Below are 16,884 nucleotides of genomic sequence, written 5' to 3'. Positions count from 1 at the left end.
GGGCGCGGCCGGAGACGGATGCCGTCATCGTCACCTCCGGTGGCACGTGGCACCGTCGCCAGTCTCCCGCAGGGGGCGGGGCCGGCCGTGCCGATGACGAACCGTAGGGGCGCCGATGCGCCCTGTCCGCCCTGTTCGCTGTGCGACGAATGCATCAACCACTATGTGTCGGCGTCCCGGGTCAGCGCCGCCTGGATGAACGCCAGCTCCGCGCGCAGGAGCCCACCGGCCGCCTCCGCCACCTCCGTATGCCCCGCCCCGGGCAGCGGCAGGACCGAGTGGGGTCGGCCCGCCGCGAGCAGCGCCGCGCTCAGGCGCAGGGTGTGCTCGGGCAGGACGTCCGCGTCCGCCAGGCCGTGTACGAGCAGCAGCGGGCGCGCCTCCGCCGGCCTGGCCGGGGGCTCGGCGGCCAGGTCGAGCAGGTTGTGGTGGGCGTAGACCTCGCCGGCGTCGTCCGGGGGACCGAGGTGGCGCTCGGCGTAGGCGGCCCGGTAGCGACTCCAGTCGGCGATGGGCGAGCGGGCCACGGCGCAGCGGAACAGGTCGGGGCGGCGCAGCGCGGCGAGCGCGGCGAGCCAGCCGCCGAAGCCCTGGCCGCGCACGGCGACCCGGGCCAGGTCCAGGTCGGCGTGCTTGTCGGCGAGGGCGGCCAGGGCGTCGGTCAGGTCGGCGAGGATGACGTCGGCGAGGCGGCGGTGCACGACCTTCTCGAAGGAGGGGGCGACACCGCGGGTGCCGCGGTTGTCCACGACCACGACGGCGAAGCCCGCGTCGGCCCACCACTGCCGGTCCAGCCAGCCGGACCGGGCGGCCACCACCTGCTGCGGCGCGGCGGGCGCACCGTGGATGTCCAGCAGGACCGGCAGCCGGCGGCCGGCGACGTGCTGGCGGGGGTAGAGGACGCCGGTGGGCAGGCGGCGGTCGGTGACGCGCTCCAGCACCGGGCGGGGCGCGTACGGGGTGGTGGCGGTCCTGGCGCCGAGCCGGCCGACCTCGGCGCCGCCGCGCCAGACGGTCCACTCGGTGCCCGGGGCGTCCAGCGAGGCGCTGCCGACGACCAGGGTGTCGCCGCCGGCCGCGCCGCGGTGCCAGCCGGCGCCCGTGGTGATCCGCCGGGCCTCGTGGCCGCCGCCGAGGGCACCGTGCACCCGGTAGAGGTGCTGCTCGCTGGGCTCGCCCTCGCTGCCCTCGAGGAGCAGGTCCATGCCCCGGCCGGTGCCGAGCCGGCCGACGACGCGGCGCACGTACAGGGTGGGCGGGGTGAGCAGGGTGCCGTCGGCGAACAGGCAGCGCGCGTCGTAGCCGTCGTGGGCGAGTTCGCCGCCGACCAGCACCCGGCCGTCGGGCAGGTGGCGCGGGGTGCCGGGGATCGGCTCGACCCAGCGCGGGTCCGCCAGTTCGGCGTGCACCTGGGTCTCCCCGGTGCGCGGGTCCACGGCCAGGACCAGCCCGTGCTGCTGCGGGCGGCGCAGCACCGTGATCAGCGGGGCGGCGTCCGCCCAGCGGACCGCCGCCAGGTACGGGTACGTCTCCCGGTCCCAGTGCACGTCGACCCAGCCGCCGTCCAGGTCCAGCAGGGCCAGGCTGGGGCGCGGGGTGGTGGCGCCGGCGCCGGGATAAGGCACGCTGCGCGGCTCGGCCGCCGGGTCCGCGGGATCGGCCAGGTACAGCCGGGGGACCCGGGCCGCGTCGACCCGGGCGGCGAGGATCGTCTCCCCGTCCGGGGACCACCAGTACCCGCGCCGCCGCCCGAAGTCGGCGGCGGTTTGCGGGTCGCTGAGCCCCCAGGTCACGTACGAGGGGCGACCCGGCGAACCGGTCTCGCCGGCGAGCAGGGCGTCGGTGCCGTCCGGGTGGACGACGTGGAGGGAGTCACCGGTGACGTAGCCGATGCGCCGGCCGGTCGGGTCGGGGCGGGGGTCGATCGCCGGGCCGGCCGCGGGCAGCCGGGTCACCTCCCCGGACACCAGGTCGGCCCGGAACAGCGCACCGTCCAGGGTGAATGCGGCGACCGTGGCGCCCGGGTCGGTCGCATACGCGGTAATGGAAGCGGCACCGCCACCCAGGCCACCGGCACCCGCTTCGACTGGGTCGGCGTTCGGGCGGTCGGGTAAGGCGCCGAGGTCGGTGGGGTCGGCGACCAGGCGTTCGGTGCCGGTCGCCACGTCGAAGACCCACAGCCGCTCGACCGGGTCGACCGGCCCGGTGGAGCGCAGGAACACCACCCGCGCGCCGTCGGCGCCGACCCGGACACGGCGCGCCGCGCCACGGGTGAATCGGCCGGTCGCGGCCGCCAGTTCCGGATACTCCACCCACGGATAGTGACCCGAGCGGCGCCGCCGCGCGAGCGATTCCCGCCCTCTTGCGCCCGGCCCGGGCGAGAGCGGGCGATCGCCGGGCCGCGCGCCGGGCTGGCGGCGATCCTCGCGCGCGTAGAGTGTCGGCGTGACCTCTTCCCCCGCGGTTGGGCGCCGGATTCTGTTCGTGCACGCGCACCCGGACGACGAGTCCATCGGCACCGGCGCCACGATGGCGTACTACGCCGCGGCCGGCGCGCACGTCACGCTGGTCACCTGCACGCTCGGGGAGGAGGGCGAGATCCACCGCCCGGAGTTGGCCCAGCTCGCCGCCGGCCAGGCGGACCAGCTCGGCGGGTACCGGATCGTGGAGTTGGAGCGGGCCTGTGCCGCGCTCGGCGTGACCGACCACCGGTTCCTCGGCGGTGCCGGCCGGTACCGCGACTCGGGCATGATGGGCGCGCCCACCAACGAGCACCCCCGGGCATTCTGGCGCGCCGACGTGGCCGCGGCCGCGGCCGAACTGCTTGAGGTGATCCGCGAGGTGCGGCCGCAGGTGCTGGTCACGTACGACGAGAACGGCTTCTACGGTCACCCGGACCACATCCAGGCGCACCGGGTCGCGATGCGCGCCGCCGCGCTGGCCGACGGCGAGCGGATCGGTCCGGACAAGATCTACTTCACCGCCGTCCCGCGTCGGGTGCTGATGGACGGCATGGACGCGTTCGCCCGGTCCAGCGACAACCCGTTCGGGGACGTGCACGACGTGAACGAGTTGCCGTTCGGCTCGCCGGACGGGGACATCGCCGCCCGGATCGACGCCACCGACGTGGGCGGGCGCAAGGAGGCGGCGCTGCGGGCGCACGCCACCCAGATCCCGGCCGACTCCTGGCTGTACGTGGTCGCCGGGCGGTACGGGCGCGAGTTCATGGGCGTGGAGTACTACACCCTGGCCGCCGGCGCCCGTGGCCCGGGCGGCGGGCCGAACGACTGGGAGTCCGACCTGTTCGCCGGCCTGCCGGCCGAGCCGCGCGAACTCAGCCCCGCCCCGTGAGCGCGAGGAACGCCCGGAGCGCGCCGGCGGGCGGCTGCGGAGGAAGTACCGCAGTCGCGAACGAAAGGTTGGCTCTGTGAGCGAACCCGCCGCGGCCGGCCCGCCCCCCGCGCCGCCGGCCGGTTCGCCACCCCGGCCGCCGAGCCGCGGCGCGGACCGCGCCCTGCGCGTGGCCGGGGGTGTGGTCGCCGTGTACGGGGCGGTCATCACCGCGCTCATCGAGATCGCCTACACGCCCCTGCACGCGGGGCGCTGGCCGGTGCCGATCTCGATTCCGCTGGCCATCGTCCTGAACGCGGCGCTGGTCTGGTTCGCCTACCGGGCGACCGGGCACAAGGGCGCGGCCCTGCTGCCGGGGATCGTCTGGTTCGGGATCATCGTGGCGGCCGCGCAGCGGACCACCGAGGGCGATCTGGCGCTGATCAGCGACTGGGTTTCGCTCGGCACCATCTTCGGCGGGACCATCGGGTGGGCCGTCGGCGCCTACCGCCTCATCGTCCCCAGCCTCGCCAGATGACCCTCTCCGGGTAAACGGGAGCTTGCGGCGCGTCGAGCGGGGGAGCCACTATGGGCGACACCGGGCGCCGGACGGGCGGCGCCCACACACGTGTCCTGCGGAGGCAAGCATGGTTCAGCGGTGGCTGCCGGCCGGCGTTCTGGTGGGTGCCCTGTTCGGGATCAACGTGGTGGCCCGCCTGGTCACCCGGTTCACGGCCAAGGACGACCTGGACCGGCAGGACGTGATCACCCTGGTCACGCTGGTGGTGATCGGCCTGGTGTTCGCCGCCGTGGCGTTCGCGCGGTGCCGCAACCGTCCGCTCAACCCGCTCCTGCTGGAGCTCACGGTCGCGGCGGCGGTCGCTCTGCTGCTGTCCATCTTCGTCGGGCCGTTCATCAGCGGCACCACCCCGTTCGCGGCCGGCGCGGGCGCCTTCTTCGGGCAGATCTGGCAGTACTCCGCGGCGGTCATCCTCGGTACGGCACTGGGCGTCTCGATCGCCACCCTGCTCGGCTGGGACTACCGGTCCCGCTCGCTCAAGCGGTACGCGGAGGCGCACCTCAAGGCGGCACGGGTCAAGCCGGCGCGGCCGGTCCGCCGATAGCGGGTGGCCCTCACCCGGGTGCGATCCGGGTGACGTAGGTGTGGTGGGTGGTGAAGCCGAGGTCGCGGTAGAGCGCCTTGGCGGGTTCGTTGTGCTCCTCCACCTGGAGGAACGCCTCGATCGCGCCCTCGCCCGCGGCCCACTGGGCGAGCGCGCCGATCAGGTGGCGGGCCACCCCGCGCCGCCGGGCCTCGGGGCGCACGTCGATCAGGAACAGGCCGAGCCAGCGTCCGCCGCCGGTCACCGTCCCACGGGCCGTGCCGAGCAGGTCGCCGCCGTCGCCGTACACGTGCGCGAAGCGGACCCGCTCCACGGCGGCGAGGATGTGGTGCGCGGCCGGCGGGAGGGTTCCTGTGCGCCCGGCGACGGACCTCAACCACCCCGGCGTGGGCGTCGCCGCCAGCTCGACGCCCTCGCCGGGCGCCGCGGCGACCAGGTGCTTCACGGCGGCGGTCTGCACCAGGGTCGGGGGCCGGCTGCGCCAGCCGCGGGCGTCCAGTTCCGCGGCGACGGGTGCGGCCAGCGGCAGCGGCAGGTTGATCATCGGGGGTCGGCCGCGCGCCGCGTACCAGTTCTCCACCGCGTCGACCGCCGCCGGCAGCGGGAGCCCCGGGTCGCCCACCGCCAGGGCGGAGTTGCCCCGCCCGGTCCAGCCCTCGGCGCAGCGCAGGACCCACTCGCCGAGCGCCTCGCGCACCGGCGCGGGCCACGCCTCCTCCGCCGCACGCTCCAGCGCGGCGACCCGGCGGTTCGGCGGCCGCCACGGGGGTACCCGTTTGGCCCCGATGATGTCGCCCCGCGCGACCCGGTGCGTGGCGCCGTCCCGGGTGCGCAGGCGCAGGGTCTCCTCGCCGAACTCCAGCAACTCCCCGATCAGGTCGCCGAACAGCGGGCGCCCCTCGGGGCCCAGCCGGACGAACCGGCGGACGACCACCCGGTGTCCCACATCGTGTTGCCCGAGCACCTAGAGATCCCTCCCCAGCGAGATACTAGGCTCGTACCGCCGCGGGCGAAGAGCGGCGTGGCTTGCCGGAAGGAAGACCAGTGACCTACATCATCGCCGAGCCGTGCGTGGATCTGCTCGACAAGGCGTGCATCGAGGAGTGCCCGGTCGACTGCATCTACGAGGGCAACCGGATGCTGTACATCCACCCGGACGAGTGCGTGGACTGCGGGGCGTGTGAGCCGGTCTGCCCGGTGGAGGCCATCTTCTACGAGGACGACGTCCCGGAGCAGTGGAAGGACTACGTCTCGGCGAACTACGAGTTCTTCGAGGATCTCGGCTCCCCGGGCGGCGCCTCCAAGATCGGCAAGGTGGAGAAGGACGCCACGTTCGTCGCCGGGCTGCCGCCGCGCGAGACCGAGCACTGAGGTACCGGCGCTGAACCCGACCCTGCCCGCCGCGGCGGCCCGGCCGGTCTCGGCCGGGCTGCCCGACTTCCCGTGGGACCTGCTGGAACCGGCCAAGGCGATCGCCGCCGCGCACCCCGGCGGCATCGTGGACCTGTCCGTCGGCACCCCCGTCGACCCGGTGCCCGCGCTGGTCCGTGACGCCCTCGCGGCCGCCGCCGACGCCCCCGGCTACCCGCTCACCGCCGGCACCGCCGTGCTTCGCCAGGCCATCACCGACTGGGTACTGCGCGCCTGCGGCGCCCGCCCCGGCTTCGGGGTGCTGCCCACGATCGGGTCCAAGGAGTTGGTGGCCTGGCTGCCGACGCTGCTCGGCATCGGCCCGGGGGACGTCGTGGTGATCCCCTCGGTCTGCTATCCGACGTACGAGGTCGGCGCCCGGCTGGCCGGCGCCACGGTCATGCGCTCCGACTCGCTGACCGCCCTCGGCCCCACCGGCCGGGTCCGGCTCGTCTGGGTGAACTCCCCGGCCAACCCCACCGGCCGGGTCCTGCCCCCGGCGCATCTGCGCAAGGTGGTCGACTGGGCCCGCGAGCGGGGCGCCGTCGTGGCCAGCGACGAGTGCTACCTCACGCTGCCGTGGGAGGACGCCACCCCGGTCTCCGCCCTCTCGTCCGAGGTCTGCGGCGACGACACCACCGGGGTACTGGCCGTCCATTCGCTCTCGAAGCGCTCCAACCTGGCGGGGTACCGCGCGGGCTTCGTCGCCGGCGACCCGGCGCTCGTGGGCGAGTTGCTGGCGGTCCGCAAGCACGCCGGCATGCTGGTACCCGCCCCGGTCCAGGCCGCGATGGTCGCCGCCCTGGGCGACGAGGACCACGTCGCCCGGCAGCGTTCCCGGTACGCGGCCCGCCGCGAGATCCTGCGTTCGGCGCTGACCGCGGCCGGGTTCGAGATCTCCCACTCCGAGGCGGGCCTGTACCTGTGGGCCACCCGGGGCGAGGACTGCTGGTCCACGGTTGACTGGCTGGCGCGGCGCGGGGTGCTCGTGGCGCCTGGCGCGTTCTACGGTGCCGCGGGGGAGCGGCACGTGCGGGTGGCGCTGACCGCCACCGACGAGCGGGTGGCCGCCGCCGCCGACCGCCTGAAGCGGTGATCTACCCGCCGCCACGGCCGTTGCGGCACCGATCAGGGCGACCGCATGGATTTGCAGGTGAGTGGGTTAGTAAGCTCTAGGTCAGAACGTCCCCCAACGGTGTGGGCTCGGCCCGATGTGGCGGCCGGAGCCGGCCACATACCACCGGAGGCGGCGTGCAGACACCTACGAAACTCGAATCGATCTTCGGTGCCGTGGTGGCCCGCAACCCGGGGGAGCGCGAGTTCCACCAGGCGGTGCGTGAGGTGCTCGACAGCGTGGCACCGGCCCTGGACAAGCACCCCGAGTACGCCGAAGCGAAGATCATCGAGCGGCTCTGTGAGCCGGAGCGGCAGATCATCTTCCGGGTGCCGTGGGAGGACGACCGCGGCGAGGTGCACATCAACCGCGGCTTCCGGGTCGAGTTCAACAGCGCACTCGGCCCGTACAAGGGCGGACTGCGGTTCCACCCGTCGGTCTACCTCGGGATCGTGAAGTTCCTCGGCTTCGAGCAGGTGTTCAAGAACGCCCTGACCGGCATGCCGATCGGCGGCGGCAAGGGCGGGTCGGACTTCGACCCGAAGGGCCGCTCCGACCGCGAGGTGATGCGCTTCTGCCAGTCGTTCATGACCGAGTTGTACCGGCACATCGGCGAGTACACCGACGTGCCGGCCGGGGACGCCGGCGTGGGCGGGCGGGAGATCGGCTACCTGTTCGGGCAGTACAAGCGCATCACCAACCGGTACGAGTCGGGCGTGTTGACCGGCAAGGGGCTCAGTTACGGCGGTGCGCAGGTGCGCCGGGAGGCGACCGGGTACGGCGCGGTGTTCTTCGCTGACGAGATGCTGCGCACCATCGGGGACAGCTTCGACGGCAAGCGCGTCGTGGTCTCCGGCTCCGGCAACGTGGCGATCTACGCGATCGAGAAGGTCCACCAGTTGGGTGGGGTCGTGGTGGCCTGCTCGGACTCCTCCGGTTACGTCGTCGACGACAAGGGCATCGACGTCGACCTGCTCAAGGACATCAAGGAGGTGCGCCGGGCCCGCATCGACACCTACGCCGCGGCCCGCCCGCACGCCTCCTTCGTCCCCGGGCGGTCGGTGTGGGAGGTGCCGTGCCAGGTCGCGGTGCCGTCCGCGACCCAGAACGAGATCTCGGAGGTCGACGCCGACGCGCTGATCAAGGGCGGGTGCACGATCGTGGTCGAGGGCGCGAACATGCCGACCAGCCCCGAGGCGATCCGGGCCTTCACCGCGGCCGGGGTCCGGTTCGCGCCGGGCAAGGCCGCCAACGCCGGCGGCGTCGCCGCCAGCGCCCTGGAGATGCAGCAGAACGCCAGCCGCGACTCGTGGACCTTCGAATACTCCGAACAGCGGCTCCAGACGATCATGTCTGACATCCACGCCCGCTGTTACGCGACCGCGGAGGAGTACGGCGCGCCCGGCAACTACGTCACCGGCGCCAACATCGACGGCTTCCGCCGCGTCGCCGAGGCGATCCTCGCCCAGGGGCTGATCTGAGGGTTCTCCCACCGACCGCCTCCTAGCCGTTCCGGAGGCGGTTCGCCAGGTCGGCGGCGAAGGTGCGCACCTGGTCGTCGGTGCTGCGTGCCCGGGGAAGGACGATGATCCCCACCACGAGGTTGCTCACTCGGAACAGCACGTTCCGGTCCCAGAGGTACGCCTCGTCGCCGACCCCGGGCAGCGGCCGCAGGGCCTTACCGACCGGGGCTAGTTCCTCGCTCGCCGCCTTCGGCACCTTGCCGCGGCGGGACGTGGCGACGTAGTGCGCCACGGTGGTTACAAGGGCCGAGACGAACCGTGGATCGTCGATTCGGGTTCTTTCCAGCCGCGTCGGGTGAGTGCTTGGCATAGCTCGCGGTGGGCGGCGGGGAAGTCTTTGCGGCCGCGGTGGGGCGGGATGTGGATGACGAGCCATCCTGCTGCGGTGAGTAGGGCGATGCGGTGCGGGGTGTATTCGACGGCGACTCGGTAGGTAGGCCAGGCGAGGTCGGGGAGGATGGTGAGTCCGGCGGTGAGGGTGACGGCGTGGTCGAGCTGGGGTTTGGGGATGCCGGCTTGGACGAGGCGCGTGCGTAGGTGGGAGGCGGTGGGGTCGGGGGAGTGTGCGTCAGCGAGGTCGAATGCGGTGTGTGCGCGTTTGCTGCCGCGGCATCCGGCGTAGCGGTTGACGAGGGTGGTGAGGTGGGTGGGGGTGAGCAGGTTGTGGCGGAGCATCGCGTCGAGGATGGCGACGGCGCGGGGGGTGGGGAGCCGGGCGGCGATGTCCCAGGCGGTGCGGTCAGGCGCGGTGACCGGCAAGGCCGGTTGGTTTCTGGTGTTGGGTGTAGCGATGGTGGTGGTGTCCGTGGGGGCGATGCGGGTGACATGGATGCGGACGCCGCGTTGGGCGGCGACGCGGATGCCGGATGGGGCGAGGATGTGGACATCGTCGGTGAACGTGGCGGCGTGGTCGATGCCGTGTAGGTAAGCGGCGGAGGGTCCGGCGATCACGACGCCGGGTGGGGTGCGCATGGCGACGGCGCGGCAAACCAGGGCGTGGTCGCGGTTGAGGCGGGCGTCGGCGTAGACATCCTGTCGCAGCCGGATCCAGGCCAGGCTGCGCAACTGGTGCTCCGTCAGCAGATCCCGACGGACTGCGTCGGCGCCACGGAACACTTGCCACTCCAGTTCATGTGCTCGATAGGCTGCCGTGGGCATGGTTTCTGCTCTTCCTCGTGGCGTGTGAACGCGGAGGACTGTCGCGGGCAGGTGGCGAGAGGCCCGGGCAGGGCCAGGCCCCGGGCGGCGACGTTGCCGCCCGGTGACGTGCGCGTCAGTCGTTACGACCCTTCCAGATGAAAATGAGGCCGGTGGTTCTCACAGGAATGGTTCGCTTGCGGACCGCATAGCCACCTCGGCCCAGCTCGTATCCGTGCATCCAGGCGACGCCCGATATGACCGAGTGCGGGACGATGCGAACGACTCGCACCGCGATGTGGTTTCCGCTGACGATGCGGCGGTTGGCCGCCCGACCGATCCATACAAGGTCACCCGGCCTGGGCATCGGTAGCGGTGGCATACCAGAGGCAGAGTGGACTTCGGACCCGATCACCGGAGCTTCCCCCTTGGGCGAGGGAGATCCGGCCATTGGCATTGGCTACTCAGCTTATGCTCGGTCAGCAAACGACGGAGGACAGCTTCGGAACCGTGAACGATCCGTCTGATCAGCTCCGGCGGTCGGCACGGTGATCGCGGCATCAGCCACACCGGCCGTGGTGCCCCTGCCGCTACGGCCACAGCCTCGTCCCGCGTCGTGAGTGACACCGGAACCTGGATGATGAACGGCGCTGGCCGCTGCCCGGTGAAGTGCTCCACGGCGGAGCAAGGAAGTGGATCAAATGCGGGACCGTCGATTCCGGCTCGCACGGGCTGCTCATGCTGCCCGACGCTCGCGTTTATGTGCAGCGCCATGGCGCCTCCAGTGTCAAGAAGAATCGTCAATGCCGCTCTCTGGCGCGTTAGGAGATGACGCCGCCGCTTGATTTAGTCGACGCTTTCGTCATTGCGGCGTCACCGGTAGCGTCGTACGTGCGGTATCAATGAGGAAGTGGTGAGCGCAGGGCCCACACTTCTGCCCACATCTCTCAGGAGCCGATCATGGAGTCGTTCGGGAACGTCCTCCGCCAGCTACGTCGACGGCGCGGCCTGTCGCTGCGGGTGTTGTCGGCGCGGGCGGCTTACGACTACGGCTATCTTGGTCAAATAGAGCGAGGCGACCGACCGCCGACCGCTGCGGTCGCGGAGGCTTGTGATCGGGCGTTGGGTGCCGGCGGCCTGCTTGTCCAGGCTTACCGGGAACGGGCCGGGGAGGCGGAGATGCAGCGACGCATGCTGTACTGGTTGCACTCGCGCTAACGGACACCGGACAGAGGCACCTGGCGGCGAGGTGGTGGGCGTCCGCGAGGCTCGCGGCCAAACGGTCCGGCGATAACGATGCTGCCGTCCTGGTCGGTGCCTGGGAGGTGGTCAACGCGCTATACGTGGGCAGACCGCTAGAGCAAGTGATCGGGCGGGCCGACGAAACCGTGGCGCTGGCCGGACCCATGATCAAGCGGCGGTTGCGGGAGTGCATGCCGGTCGGGCGCAGGCGCTGGCGCTGGCCGGGCGCTTCGCTGAAGCGGAGCGGAGCGTGCGCCGGGTCCAGGAGGTGACGGACCGGATGCCAGCGACGGTACTGGCAGCCGCGGACTCGATCTTCGGCTGGCCGGAGCACAGACTGCGTCATACCGAGAGCTACGTCTACACGCACACCGGCAACACCCAAGCGGCAATGGCCGCGCAGGAGCAAACCCTCTCGCTCTACCCGGAGAGCCACATCCGGTTGCGCACCCAGGTCCAACTGCACCGCGCAGTCTGTCTCATCAAGGACGGTCACGTCGGCGACGGCCTGCGGTACGCGGCAACCCTGATCGATGAGCTACCCCGCGAGCACCACACGGCGATCCTTTACGAGGTCGCCTGGAAGGTCGTCGCGGCGGTGCCGGTCGAGGAGCGGCGCCGGGTCGAGGTTCAACAGATGCGGGAACGGCTGGCAGAGAGTGCCTCCGAGTAGGCTGCACAGGCGTGGGCGACGTGCGGTACTTCCGGCTGGACGCACAGCACGCGGCGGAACTGACGGAGAACTTTGTGCGGCTGTACGCCGTTGTCTACGCCGAGCCGCCGTACGAAGAGGGACCGGAAATGGTCGACAAGTTCGCACGGAGCCTGACGGAGGAGATGAACCGGCCCGGCTTCACCCTTGTCGATGCCATGGAGGGTGAGCGGGTAGTCGGTGTGGCGTATGGCTGGACGATGCCGGCCGGCCGTTGGTGGTCCAACGCTGAAGACGACCCACCGGAGCACCTCCGCGATGCTCCGAAGTTCGCGGTCATGGAGTGGATGGTCCACCCGGACATGCGCGGTCGGGCTGTTGGCCGCCGGCTGATCGTGGACCTACTCTCCGGTCGACCGGAACCGTGGGCGGTTCTCGCATCCAATCCCCGGGCGGCCGCGCGGGGCATGTACGCGCGGTCGGGCTGGTCGCTGTGTGGCCGTCTGAACCCGAGCTGGGGACCGCCCATGGATGCCCTGGCCTTGCCTCTGCCCCTGCGTCAGCACGAGTCCTAACGAGGTGCTCACGCCGGCGCCTACGGCGCCCGCCTACCGGAGGCGCTGGTCAGGGGGGCGCCGCTGTTTCTCTGAAATGAGGGCAGAATGGCGCGGTGACTCGCACCGTGCCGTACGACCTGGCCGCGCTCATCAACCGGGCGGCGGGGTTGGCCGTGGCCGGTGAGCGGCGGATTCTCGGCATCGCCGGTGCGCCGGGTGCCGGGAAGTCCACCCTCGCCGCCGCGCTCGTCGCCGCGTTGGGGGAGCGTGCTGCGCTGGTACCCATGGATGGGTTTCACCTCGCGGAGGCGGAGCTTCGGCGGCTGGATCGGCATGAGCGCAAGGGCGCGGTCGATACGTTCGACGCCGCCGGCTACGTGGCCCTGCTGCGCCGTCTGTACCTGGGCGAGGAGACGGTGTACGCGCCGGTGTTCCGCCGCGAGATCGAGGAGCCGGTCGCGGGCGCCATCCCGGTGCGGCCGGAGACGCCGCTGGTGGTGACCGAGGGCAACTACCTGCTGCTGGACGCGGGCGGCTGGGCGCCGGTGCGGGGGCTGCTGGACGAGGCGTGGTTCATCGAGTTGCCGGCGGAGGAGCGGCTTCGCCGGCTGACCGACCGGCACATCGCGTTCGGGCGGCCGGCGGAGGTGGCGGCGGCGCGGGCGCGCGGCACGGACCAGCGCAACGCGGAGGTGATCGCGACCACGCGGGAGCGCGCCGATCTGATCATCGCGTCCGGTTGAGGTCCCCCGCCCGCGCGGTGCGAGCGGGGGAGGGTGCGCGGCGTCAGTCGTTGGCGTGCAGGGCGGCGTTCAGAGCGATGCCCGTGCCCTTGCGCGGCCGTGCCTCCAGCCCGCCGGTCACCGAGTTGCGCCAGTACAGCAGGCCGGACGTGCCGGACAGCTCGCGCGCCTTGACCACCCGGCCGTCCGGCAGGGTGAGCTTCGAGCCGGCGGTGATGTAGCAGCCCGCCTCGACCACGCAGTCGTCGCCGAGCGAGACGCCGATGCCGGCGTTCGCGCCGAGCAGGCAGCGCTCGCCGATCCGGACCCGCTCCTTGCCGCCGCCGGAGAGCGTGCCCATGATCGAGGCGCCGGCGCCGATGTCCGACCCGTCGCCGACCACCACGCCGGCGGTGATCCGCCCCTCGACCATGGACGTGCCGAGGGTGCCGGCGTTGAAGTTGCAGAAGCCCTCGTGCATCACGGTGGTCCCGGCGGCCAGGTGGGCGCCGAGACGCACCCGGTCGGCGTCCGCGATCCGCACGCCGCTCGGCGTCACGTAGTCGGTCATGCGGGGGAACTTGTCCACCCCGTACACGGTCAGGTAGCCGCCCGTGCCGCGGACGAGCAGGCGCAACTCGTCCACCCGGTCGGCCGGGCACGGGCCGGCGGAGGTCCAGGCGACGTTGGTCAGCAGGCCGAAGACGCCCTCCAGGTTCGCCTCGTTCGGCTTGATCAGCCGGTGCGAGAGCAGGTGCAGCCGCAGGTAGGCGTCGTACGCGTCCTTCGGCGGGTCGGCGAGCGAGCCGATCACGGTGAACACCGCCACCGCGCGCAGGCCCGGCAGCGGCCGGTCGCCCAGCGCGCCGGGCGGCGCACCCAGCAGGGCCGCGCCCTCCGCCGGCGGCAGCGGCGTGTTCGCCGGTCGCCCGTCCGCCTCGGGTACCCCGAGAGCGAGCTTGCCGGCCGGGTACCAGGTGTCGAGGACCTGGTCGTCCGCGGTGATGGTGGCGAGGCCGATGCCCCAGGCTCCAGACGTGGATGCGCTCACGAGGTCAAAAGGTACCGTGCGGGGCATGGCTAACCCGCTGACCCCCGAGGTACTCGCCGATCCGGTGGTGCTGACCCGCGCCCTGGTCGATGTGGAGTCCGTGTCGCTGAACGAGGCGACGATCGCCGGCCACGTCGAGCAGGTGCTGCACGGGCTGCCGCACCTGACCGTCGCGCGGCACGGGAACACCGTGATGGCCCGTACCGACCTGGGCCGGCCGCAGCGGGTGGTGCTGGCCGGGCACCTGGACACCGTGCCGCACGCGGACAACTTCCCGTCCCGGGTGGACGGGGACCTGATCTACGGCTGCGGCACCTCCGACATGAAGTCCGGGGTCGCGTTCCAACTGCACCTCGCGGTGAACCTGCCGGAGCCCCGGTACGACGTGACGTACCTGTTCTACGAGGCCGAGGAGATCGACTCCCGGCACAACGGGCTGAACCTGGTCTCCCAGGCGCACCCGGAGTGGCTGGCCGCCGACTTCGCGGTCCTTCTTGAACCCACGTACGGGGTGGTGGAGGCGGGCTGCCAGGGCACGCTGCGGGCCACCGTGCGCACCGCCGGTCGGCGGGCCCATTCGGCGCGCTCGTGGCGCGGGGTGAACGCCATCCACGCCGCCGGTGAGGTGCTGCGCCGCCTGGAGGCGTACCAACCACGGATGGTGACCATCGACGGCTGCACCTACCGGGAGGGGCTGAACGCGGTCCGGATCGCCGGAGGCATCGCCGGCAACGTCGTACCGGACGCGTGTGAGATCGACGTCAACTACCGGTTCGCCCCGGACCGCTCTGCGGAGCAGGCCGAGGCGCACGTCCGAGACCTGTTCGACGGCTACGTGGTGGACGTGGTCGACCTGGCGCCCGGCGCGCTGCCGGGGCTGGCCGCGGAGCCGGCCCGCGAGTTCCTGGCCGCCGTCGGCGCGCAGCCCGTCGGCAAGCTGGGCTGGACGGACGTGGCCCGGTTCGCGGCGCTCGGCATCCCGGCGCTGAACTTCGGGCCGGGCGATCCGAACCTGGCGCACAGCGCGGACGAGCACGTGGAGATCGGCAAGATCCGCGAGGGCGCCGCCACCCTGCTGCGCTGGCTTGGCTGACGCGGCGTTGTCCACCGGGGTGCGGTGCGGCGCGCTTGGTCGGTGCCTTCGCGGCGTCGCCGGCGGCGGTGGGCGCGCTTAGTCCACGCCGTCCGTGGCGTCGTCGGCCCCGGGCGGCGCCGCGGCCTCGTCGGCGCGTGCCGGCGGCACGGCCAGCCGGCGCTCGGCGACCAGATCCTGGATGCGCCGGTGCATGAGCCGCCGACGGCGGAGCAGTTCGATGCGGTTCATCATGGTGGCCCTCCCCCCGACTCGAGCCATACCGAGTATGCGCCTTGGTAGACGCGCGGCAAGCCGATTTGGTTGCAGGGGTACCACGTCCGCGGCGCGTTACTGACTACCGTGGGCCCATGAGCCAGAACCGGACCGGCCGCGGACCCGTGCGGCACCGCGGCGCGCTGACCCTGCGGCGTGCCGCGATTCCGCCCAGCACCGCCGACCAGCGACTCCTGGATTCGCGCAGCCGCGCCGACTGGCGCACCCGGGACGCCTGGCGGGCGTTGCGGATACTGGCCGAGTTCGTCGAGGGCTTCGAGTCGCTGGCGGAGTTGCCGTCCGCGGTCAGCGTGTTCGGTTCGGCCCGCAGCAAGCCGGACAGCCCCGAGTGCGAGCTGGCCCGCCGGCTCGGCGCCGCGCTCGCCGAGGCCGGGTACGCGGTGATCACCGGCGGCGGCCCGGGCGTGATGGAGGCGGCGAACCGGGGCGCGGCCGAGGCGGGCGGGATCTCCGTCGGGCTCGGCATCGAGTTGCCGTTCGAGCAGGGCCTCAACCAGTGGGTCGACCTCGGCATCGACTTCCGGTACTTCTTCGCCCGCAAGACCATGTTCGTCAAGTACGCGCAGGGCTTCGTGGTCCTGCCCGGTGGCTTCGGCACGCTGGACGAGTTGTTCGAGGCGCTCACGCTGGTCCAGACGAGGAAGGTGACCCGGTTCCCGGTCGTGCTGATGGGCACCGAGTACTGGTCCGGGTTGATCGACTGGCTGCGCGCCCGGATGCTCGCCGAAGGCAAGATTGGACCGGAGGATCTGGACCTGATCTGCCTCACCGACAGCGTGGCGAACGCCGTCCAGCACCTGGTCGACTCGGACGCGGCGCTCGCCGCCGAGCAGGAGGCCCGCGAGGAGGCCGCGGTGGCCCGGACCCGGGTCGACAGCGGCGCGGACGGCGAGTGACGTGGCGGCCATCTGCGTCTTCTGCGCCTCGTCCCGGCGCCTCGACGGGCGCTGGCTCGAACTCGCCCACGCCACCGGCCGCCAGCTCGCCGCGCGCGGGCACACGCTGGTCTCGGGCGGCGGCTGCGTCGGCATGATGGGCGCCGCCGCGGACGGGGCCCGCGCCGGCGGCGCGCACACGCTGGGGGTCATCCCGCAGAACCTGGTGGACCTGGAGGTCGCCGACTCCCACGCCGACGACCTGGTGGTGACCGGCGACATGGCGGCCCGCAAGACGCTGATGGTCGACAAGTCGGACGCGTTCCTCACCCTCCCGGGCGGCCTCGGCACCCTGGACGAGTTGTTCGAGGTCTGGACGACCGCGACGCTGGCCGTGCACCGCAAGCCGGTGGTCCTGGTGAACGCCGACGGCTTCTACACCGGCCTGCTGGAGTGGCTGCGTGCCCTGCCGTCGGCCGCCTTCGCCCGCCAGGCGGCCCTGGACCTGCTGATCGTCGTGGACACGGTCCCCGCCGCCCTGGACGCGATCGAGAGCCGGCTCGCGCCCGCGCCCGCCCCGGCCGGTCGGGGTGGGCCGCTCAACGTCGGTGGCGCCACCGTGCCGGCAGGCTGAGGAGATCTTGGTATGGATGCGCCGGTTTTTGGCCGGGTCCGTACCAAAATCTCCTCAGTCTGCGTGCCGTGCCGCCCGCCCGGTGGCTCGTGGCGGTGGCGTGGTGTGCCGATCCGCTGTCGGGGGTTCGTGGTTCGATAGCTC

The 16,884-nt window shown here is 72.4% G+C and carries 18 protein-coding genes and 1 pseudogene; 13 read left to right on the top strand and 6 right to left on the bottom strand.

The features are described 5' to 3' along the window. Positions 1 to 161 precede the first annotated feature (161 nt). On the bottom strand, positions 162 to 2,312 hold the full coding sequence (locus KJS59_RS10815) for a S9 family peptidase (RefSeq protein WP_213452649.1): 2,151 nt from the start codon (positions 2,310 to 2,312) through the stop codon (positions 162 to 164). Positions 2,313 to 2,445: 133 nt separating this feature from the next. Between KJS59_RS10815 and mshB the strand changes: the two genes are divergently transcribed. The 3 genes from mshB to KJS59_RS10800 all read left to right on the top strand — a co-directional run bounded on the left by mshB (position 2,446) and on the right by KJS59_RS10800 (position 4,454). Continuing rightward, entirely contained in the window at positions 2,446 to 3,351 is a 906-nt protein-coding gene (gene mshB / locus KJS59_RS10810; RefSeq protein WP_213452646.1) for an N-acetyl-1-D-myo-inositol-2-amino-2-deoxy-alpha-D-glucopyranoside deacetylase, read from the top strand. Positions 3,352 to 3,427: 76 nt separating this feature from the next. Continuing rightward, a complete protein-coding gene (locus tag KJS59_RS10805; RefSeq protein ID WP_213452644.1) occupies positions 3,428 to 3,868 on the top strand; it encodes a hypothetical protein in 441 nt (146 codons plus the stop codon). 109 nt (positions 3,869 to 3,977) lie between these two features. After that, positions 3,978 to 4,454, top strand: a complete 477-nt coding sequence (locus KJS59_RS10800) for a hypothetical protein (protein ID WP_213452642.1) — start codon at positions 3,978 to 3,980, stop codon at positions 4,452 to 4,454. Positions 4,455 to 4,464: 10 nt separating this feature from the next. On the opposite strand, the gene KJS59_RS10795 is transcribed toward KJS59_RS10800, so the two are convergent. Beyond that, positions 4,465 to 5,418: a GNAT family N-acetyltransferase gene (locus KJS59_RS10795; protein WP_213452639.1), complete on the bottom strand. Its 954-nt coding sequence runs from the start codon at positions 5,416 to 5,418 to the stop codon at positions 4,465 to 4,467. Between the two features lie 80 nt (positions 5,419 to 5,498). On the opposite strand from KJS59_RS10795, the gene fdxA reads away from it, so the two are divergent. From fdxA to gdhA, 3 genes are all read left to right on the top strand, one after another. Next, positions 5,499 to 5,825: a ferredoxin gene (fdxA, locus tag KJS59_RS10790; protein WP_213452637.1), complete on the top strand. Its 327-nt coding sequence runs from the start codon at positions 5,499 to 5,501 to the stop codon at positions 5,823 to 5,825. Between the two features lie 22 nt (positions 5,826 to 5,847). Then, a complete protein-coding gene (dapC, locus tag KJS59_RS10785; RefSeq protein ID WP_213452745.1) occupies positions 5,848 to 6,960 on the top strand; it encodes a succinyldiaminopimelate transaminase in 1,113 nt (370 codons plus the stop codon). A gap of 155 nt (positions 6,961 to 7,115) precedes the next feature. Beyond that, a complete protein-coding gene (gene gdhA, locus KJS59_RS10780; RefSeq protein ID WP_213452635.1) occupies positions 7,116 to 8,459 on the top strand; it encodes an NADP-specific glutamate dehydrogenase in 1,344 nt (447 codons plus the stop codon). Positions 8,460 to 8,481: 22 nt separating this feature from the next. Here gdhA and KJS59_RS10775 read toward each other — a convergent pair whose 3' ends face one another. Then, positions 8,482 to 8,733 carry a hypothetical protein gene (locus KJS59_RS10775; protein WP_213452633.1) on the bottom strand — a complete coding sequence of 84 codons (252 nt, stop codon included), beginning with the start codon at positions 8,731 to 8,733 and terminating at the stop codon, positions 8,482 to 8,484. A gap of 5 nt (positions 8,734 to 8,738) precedes the next feature. Continuing rightward, positions 8,739 to 9,659 carry a hypothetical protein gene (locus KJS59_RS10770; RefSeq protein WP_213452631.1) on the bottom strand — a complete coding sequence of 307 codons (921 nt, stop codon included), beginning with the start codon at positions 9,657 to 9,659 and terminating at the stop codon, positions 8,739 to 8,741. A 939-nt stretch (positions 9,660 to 10,598) separates the two neighbouring features. On the opposite strand from KJS59_RS10770, the gene KJS59_RS32175 reads away from it, so the two are divergent. The 4 genes from KJS59_RS32175 (at position 10,599) to KJS59_RS10750 (ending at position 12,832) form a co-directional block, all read left to right on the top strand. Continuing rightward, a complete protein-coding gene (locus KJS59_RS32175) occupies positions 10,599 to 10,856 on the top strand; it encodes a helix-turn-helix domain-containing protein (RefSeq protein WP_213452629.1) in 258 nt (85 codons plus the stop codon). 211 nt (positions 10,857 to 11,067) lie between these two features. Continuing rightward, the gene (locus tag KJS59_RS10760; protein WP_213452627.1) at positions 11,068 to 11,553 is read left to right on the top strand and encodes a hypothetical protein; all 486 of its coding nucleotides are present in this window, start codon (positions 11,068 to 11,070) and stop codon (positions 11,551 to 11,553) included. 11 nt (positions 11,554 to 11,564) lie between these two features. Continuing rightward, a complete protein-coding gene (locus tag KJS59_RS10755) occupies positions 11,565 to 12,107 on the top strand; it encodes a GNAT family N-acetyltransferase (RefSeq protein ID WP_249714038.1) in 543 nt (180 codons plus the stop codon). Positions 12,108 to 12,202: 95 nt separating this feature from the next. Then, positions 12,203 to 12,832: a nucleoside/nucleotide kinase family protein gene (locus KJS59_RS10750; RefSeq protein WP_213452625.1), complete on the top strand. Its 630-nt coding sequence runs from the start codon at positions 12,203 to 12,205 to the stop codon at positions 12,830 to 12,832. A gap of 43 nt (positions 12,833 to 12,875) precedes the next feature. On the opposite strand, the gene dapD is transcribed toward KJS59_RS10750, so the two are convergent. Further along, on the bottom strand, positions 12,876 to 13,889 hold the full coding sequence (gene dapD / locus KJS59_RS10745; RefSeq protein WP_213452623.1) for a 2,3,4,5-tetrahydropyridine-2,6-dicarboxylate N-succinyltransferase: 1,014 nt from the start codon (positions 13,887 to 13,889) through the stop codon (positions 12,876 to 12,878). Between dapD and dapE the strand changes: the two genes are divergently transcribed. Further along, the gene (dapE, locus tag KJS59_RS10740; protein WP_213452621.1) at positions 13,888 to 14,955 is read left to right on the top strand and encodes a succinyl-diaminopimelate desuccinylase; all 1,068 of its coding nucleotides are present in this window, start codon (positions 13,888 to 13,890) and stop codon (positions 14,953 to 14,955) included. The genes dapD and dapE overlap by 2 nt on opposite strands. 78 nt (positions 14,956 to 15,033) lie before the next feature. Here dapE and KJS59_RS10735 read toward each other — a convergent pair whose 3' ends face one another. Beyond that, positions 15,034 to 15,189, bottom strand: a complete 156-nt coding sequence (locus KJS59_RS10735; protein ID WP_213452619.1) for a hypothetical protein — start codon at positions 15,187 to 15,189, stop codon at positions 15,034 to 15,036. 116 nt (positions 15,190 to 15,305) lie between these two features. On the opposite strand from KJS59_RS10735, the gene KJS59_RS10730 reads away from it, so the two are divergent. Together KJS59_RS10730 and KJS59_RS10725 are read left to right on the top strand one after the other, a co-directional pair. Next, positions 15,306 to 16,127: an LOG family protein gene (locus KJS59_RS10730; RefSeq protein ID WP_213452617.1), complete on the top strand. Its 822-nt coding sequence runs from the start codon at positions 15,306 to 15,308 to the stop codon at positions 16,125 to 16,127. Between the two features lies 1 nt (position 16,128). Further along, positions 16,129 to 16,671: pseudogene (locus KJS59_RS10725) on the top strand (LOG family protein); the annotation flags it as partial. Positions 16,672 to 16,884: the final 213 nt, after the last annotated feature.

The sequence above is a fragment of the Rhizomonospora bruguierae genome (assembly GCF_018397995.1).
In the GTDB taxonomy this organism is placed as follows: Bacteria; Actinomycetota; Actinomycetes; order Mycobacteriales; family Micromonosporaceae; genus Rhizomonospora; species Rhizomonospora bruguierae.
The sequence above is the reverse complement of the archived record's forward strand: the minus strand, read 5'-3'. Positions and strand labels throughout refer to the sequence as shown.

Excerpts from the sequence above, each read along its gene's own strand:
- KJS59_RS10800 (WP_213452642.1), top strand. The coding sequence starts at position 3,978 with ATGGTTCAGCGGTGGCTGCCGGCCGGCGTTCTGGTGGGTGCCCTGTTC.
- KJS59_RS10770 (WP_213452631.1), bottom strand. The coding sequence starts at position 9,659 with ATGCCCACGGCAGCCTATCGAGCACATGAACTGGAGTGGCAAGTGTTC.
- KJS59_RS32175 (WP_213452629.1), top strand. The coding sequence starts at position 10,599 with ATGGAGTCGTTCGGGAACGTCCTCCGCCAGCTACGTCGACGGCGCGGC.
- dapE (WP_213452621.1), top strand. The coding sequence starts at position 13,888 with ATGGCTAACCCGCTGACCCCCGAGGTACTCGCCGATCCGGTGGTGCTG.
- dapD (WP_213452623.1), bottom strand. The coding sequence starts at position 13,889 with ATGCCCCGCACGGTACCTTTTGACCTCGTGAGCGCATCCACGTCTGGA.
- KJS59_RS10735 (WP_213452619.1), bottom strand. The coding sequence starts at position 15,189 with ATGATGAACCGCATCGAACTGCTCCGCCGTCGGCGGCTCATGCACCGG.
- KJS59_RS10730 (WP_213452617.1), top strand. The coding sequence starts at position 15,306 with ATGAGCCAGAACCGGACCGGCCGCGGACCCGTGCGGCACCGCGGCGCG.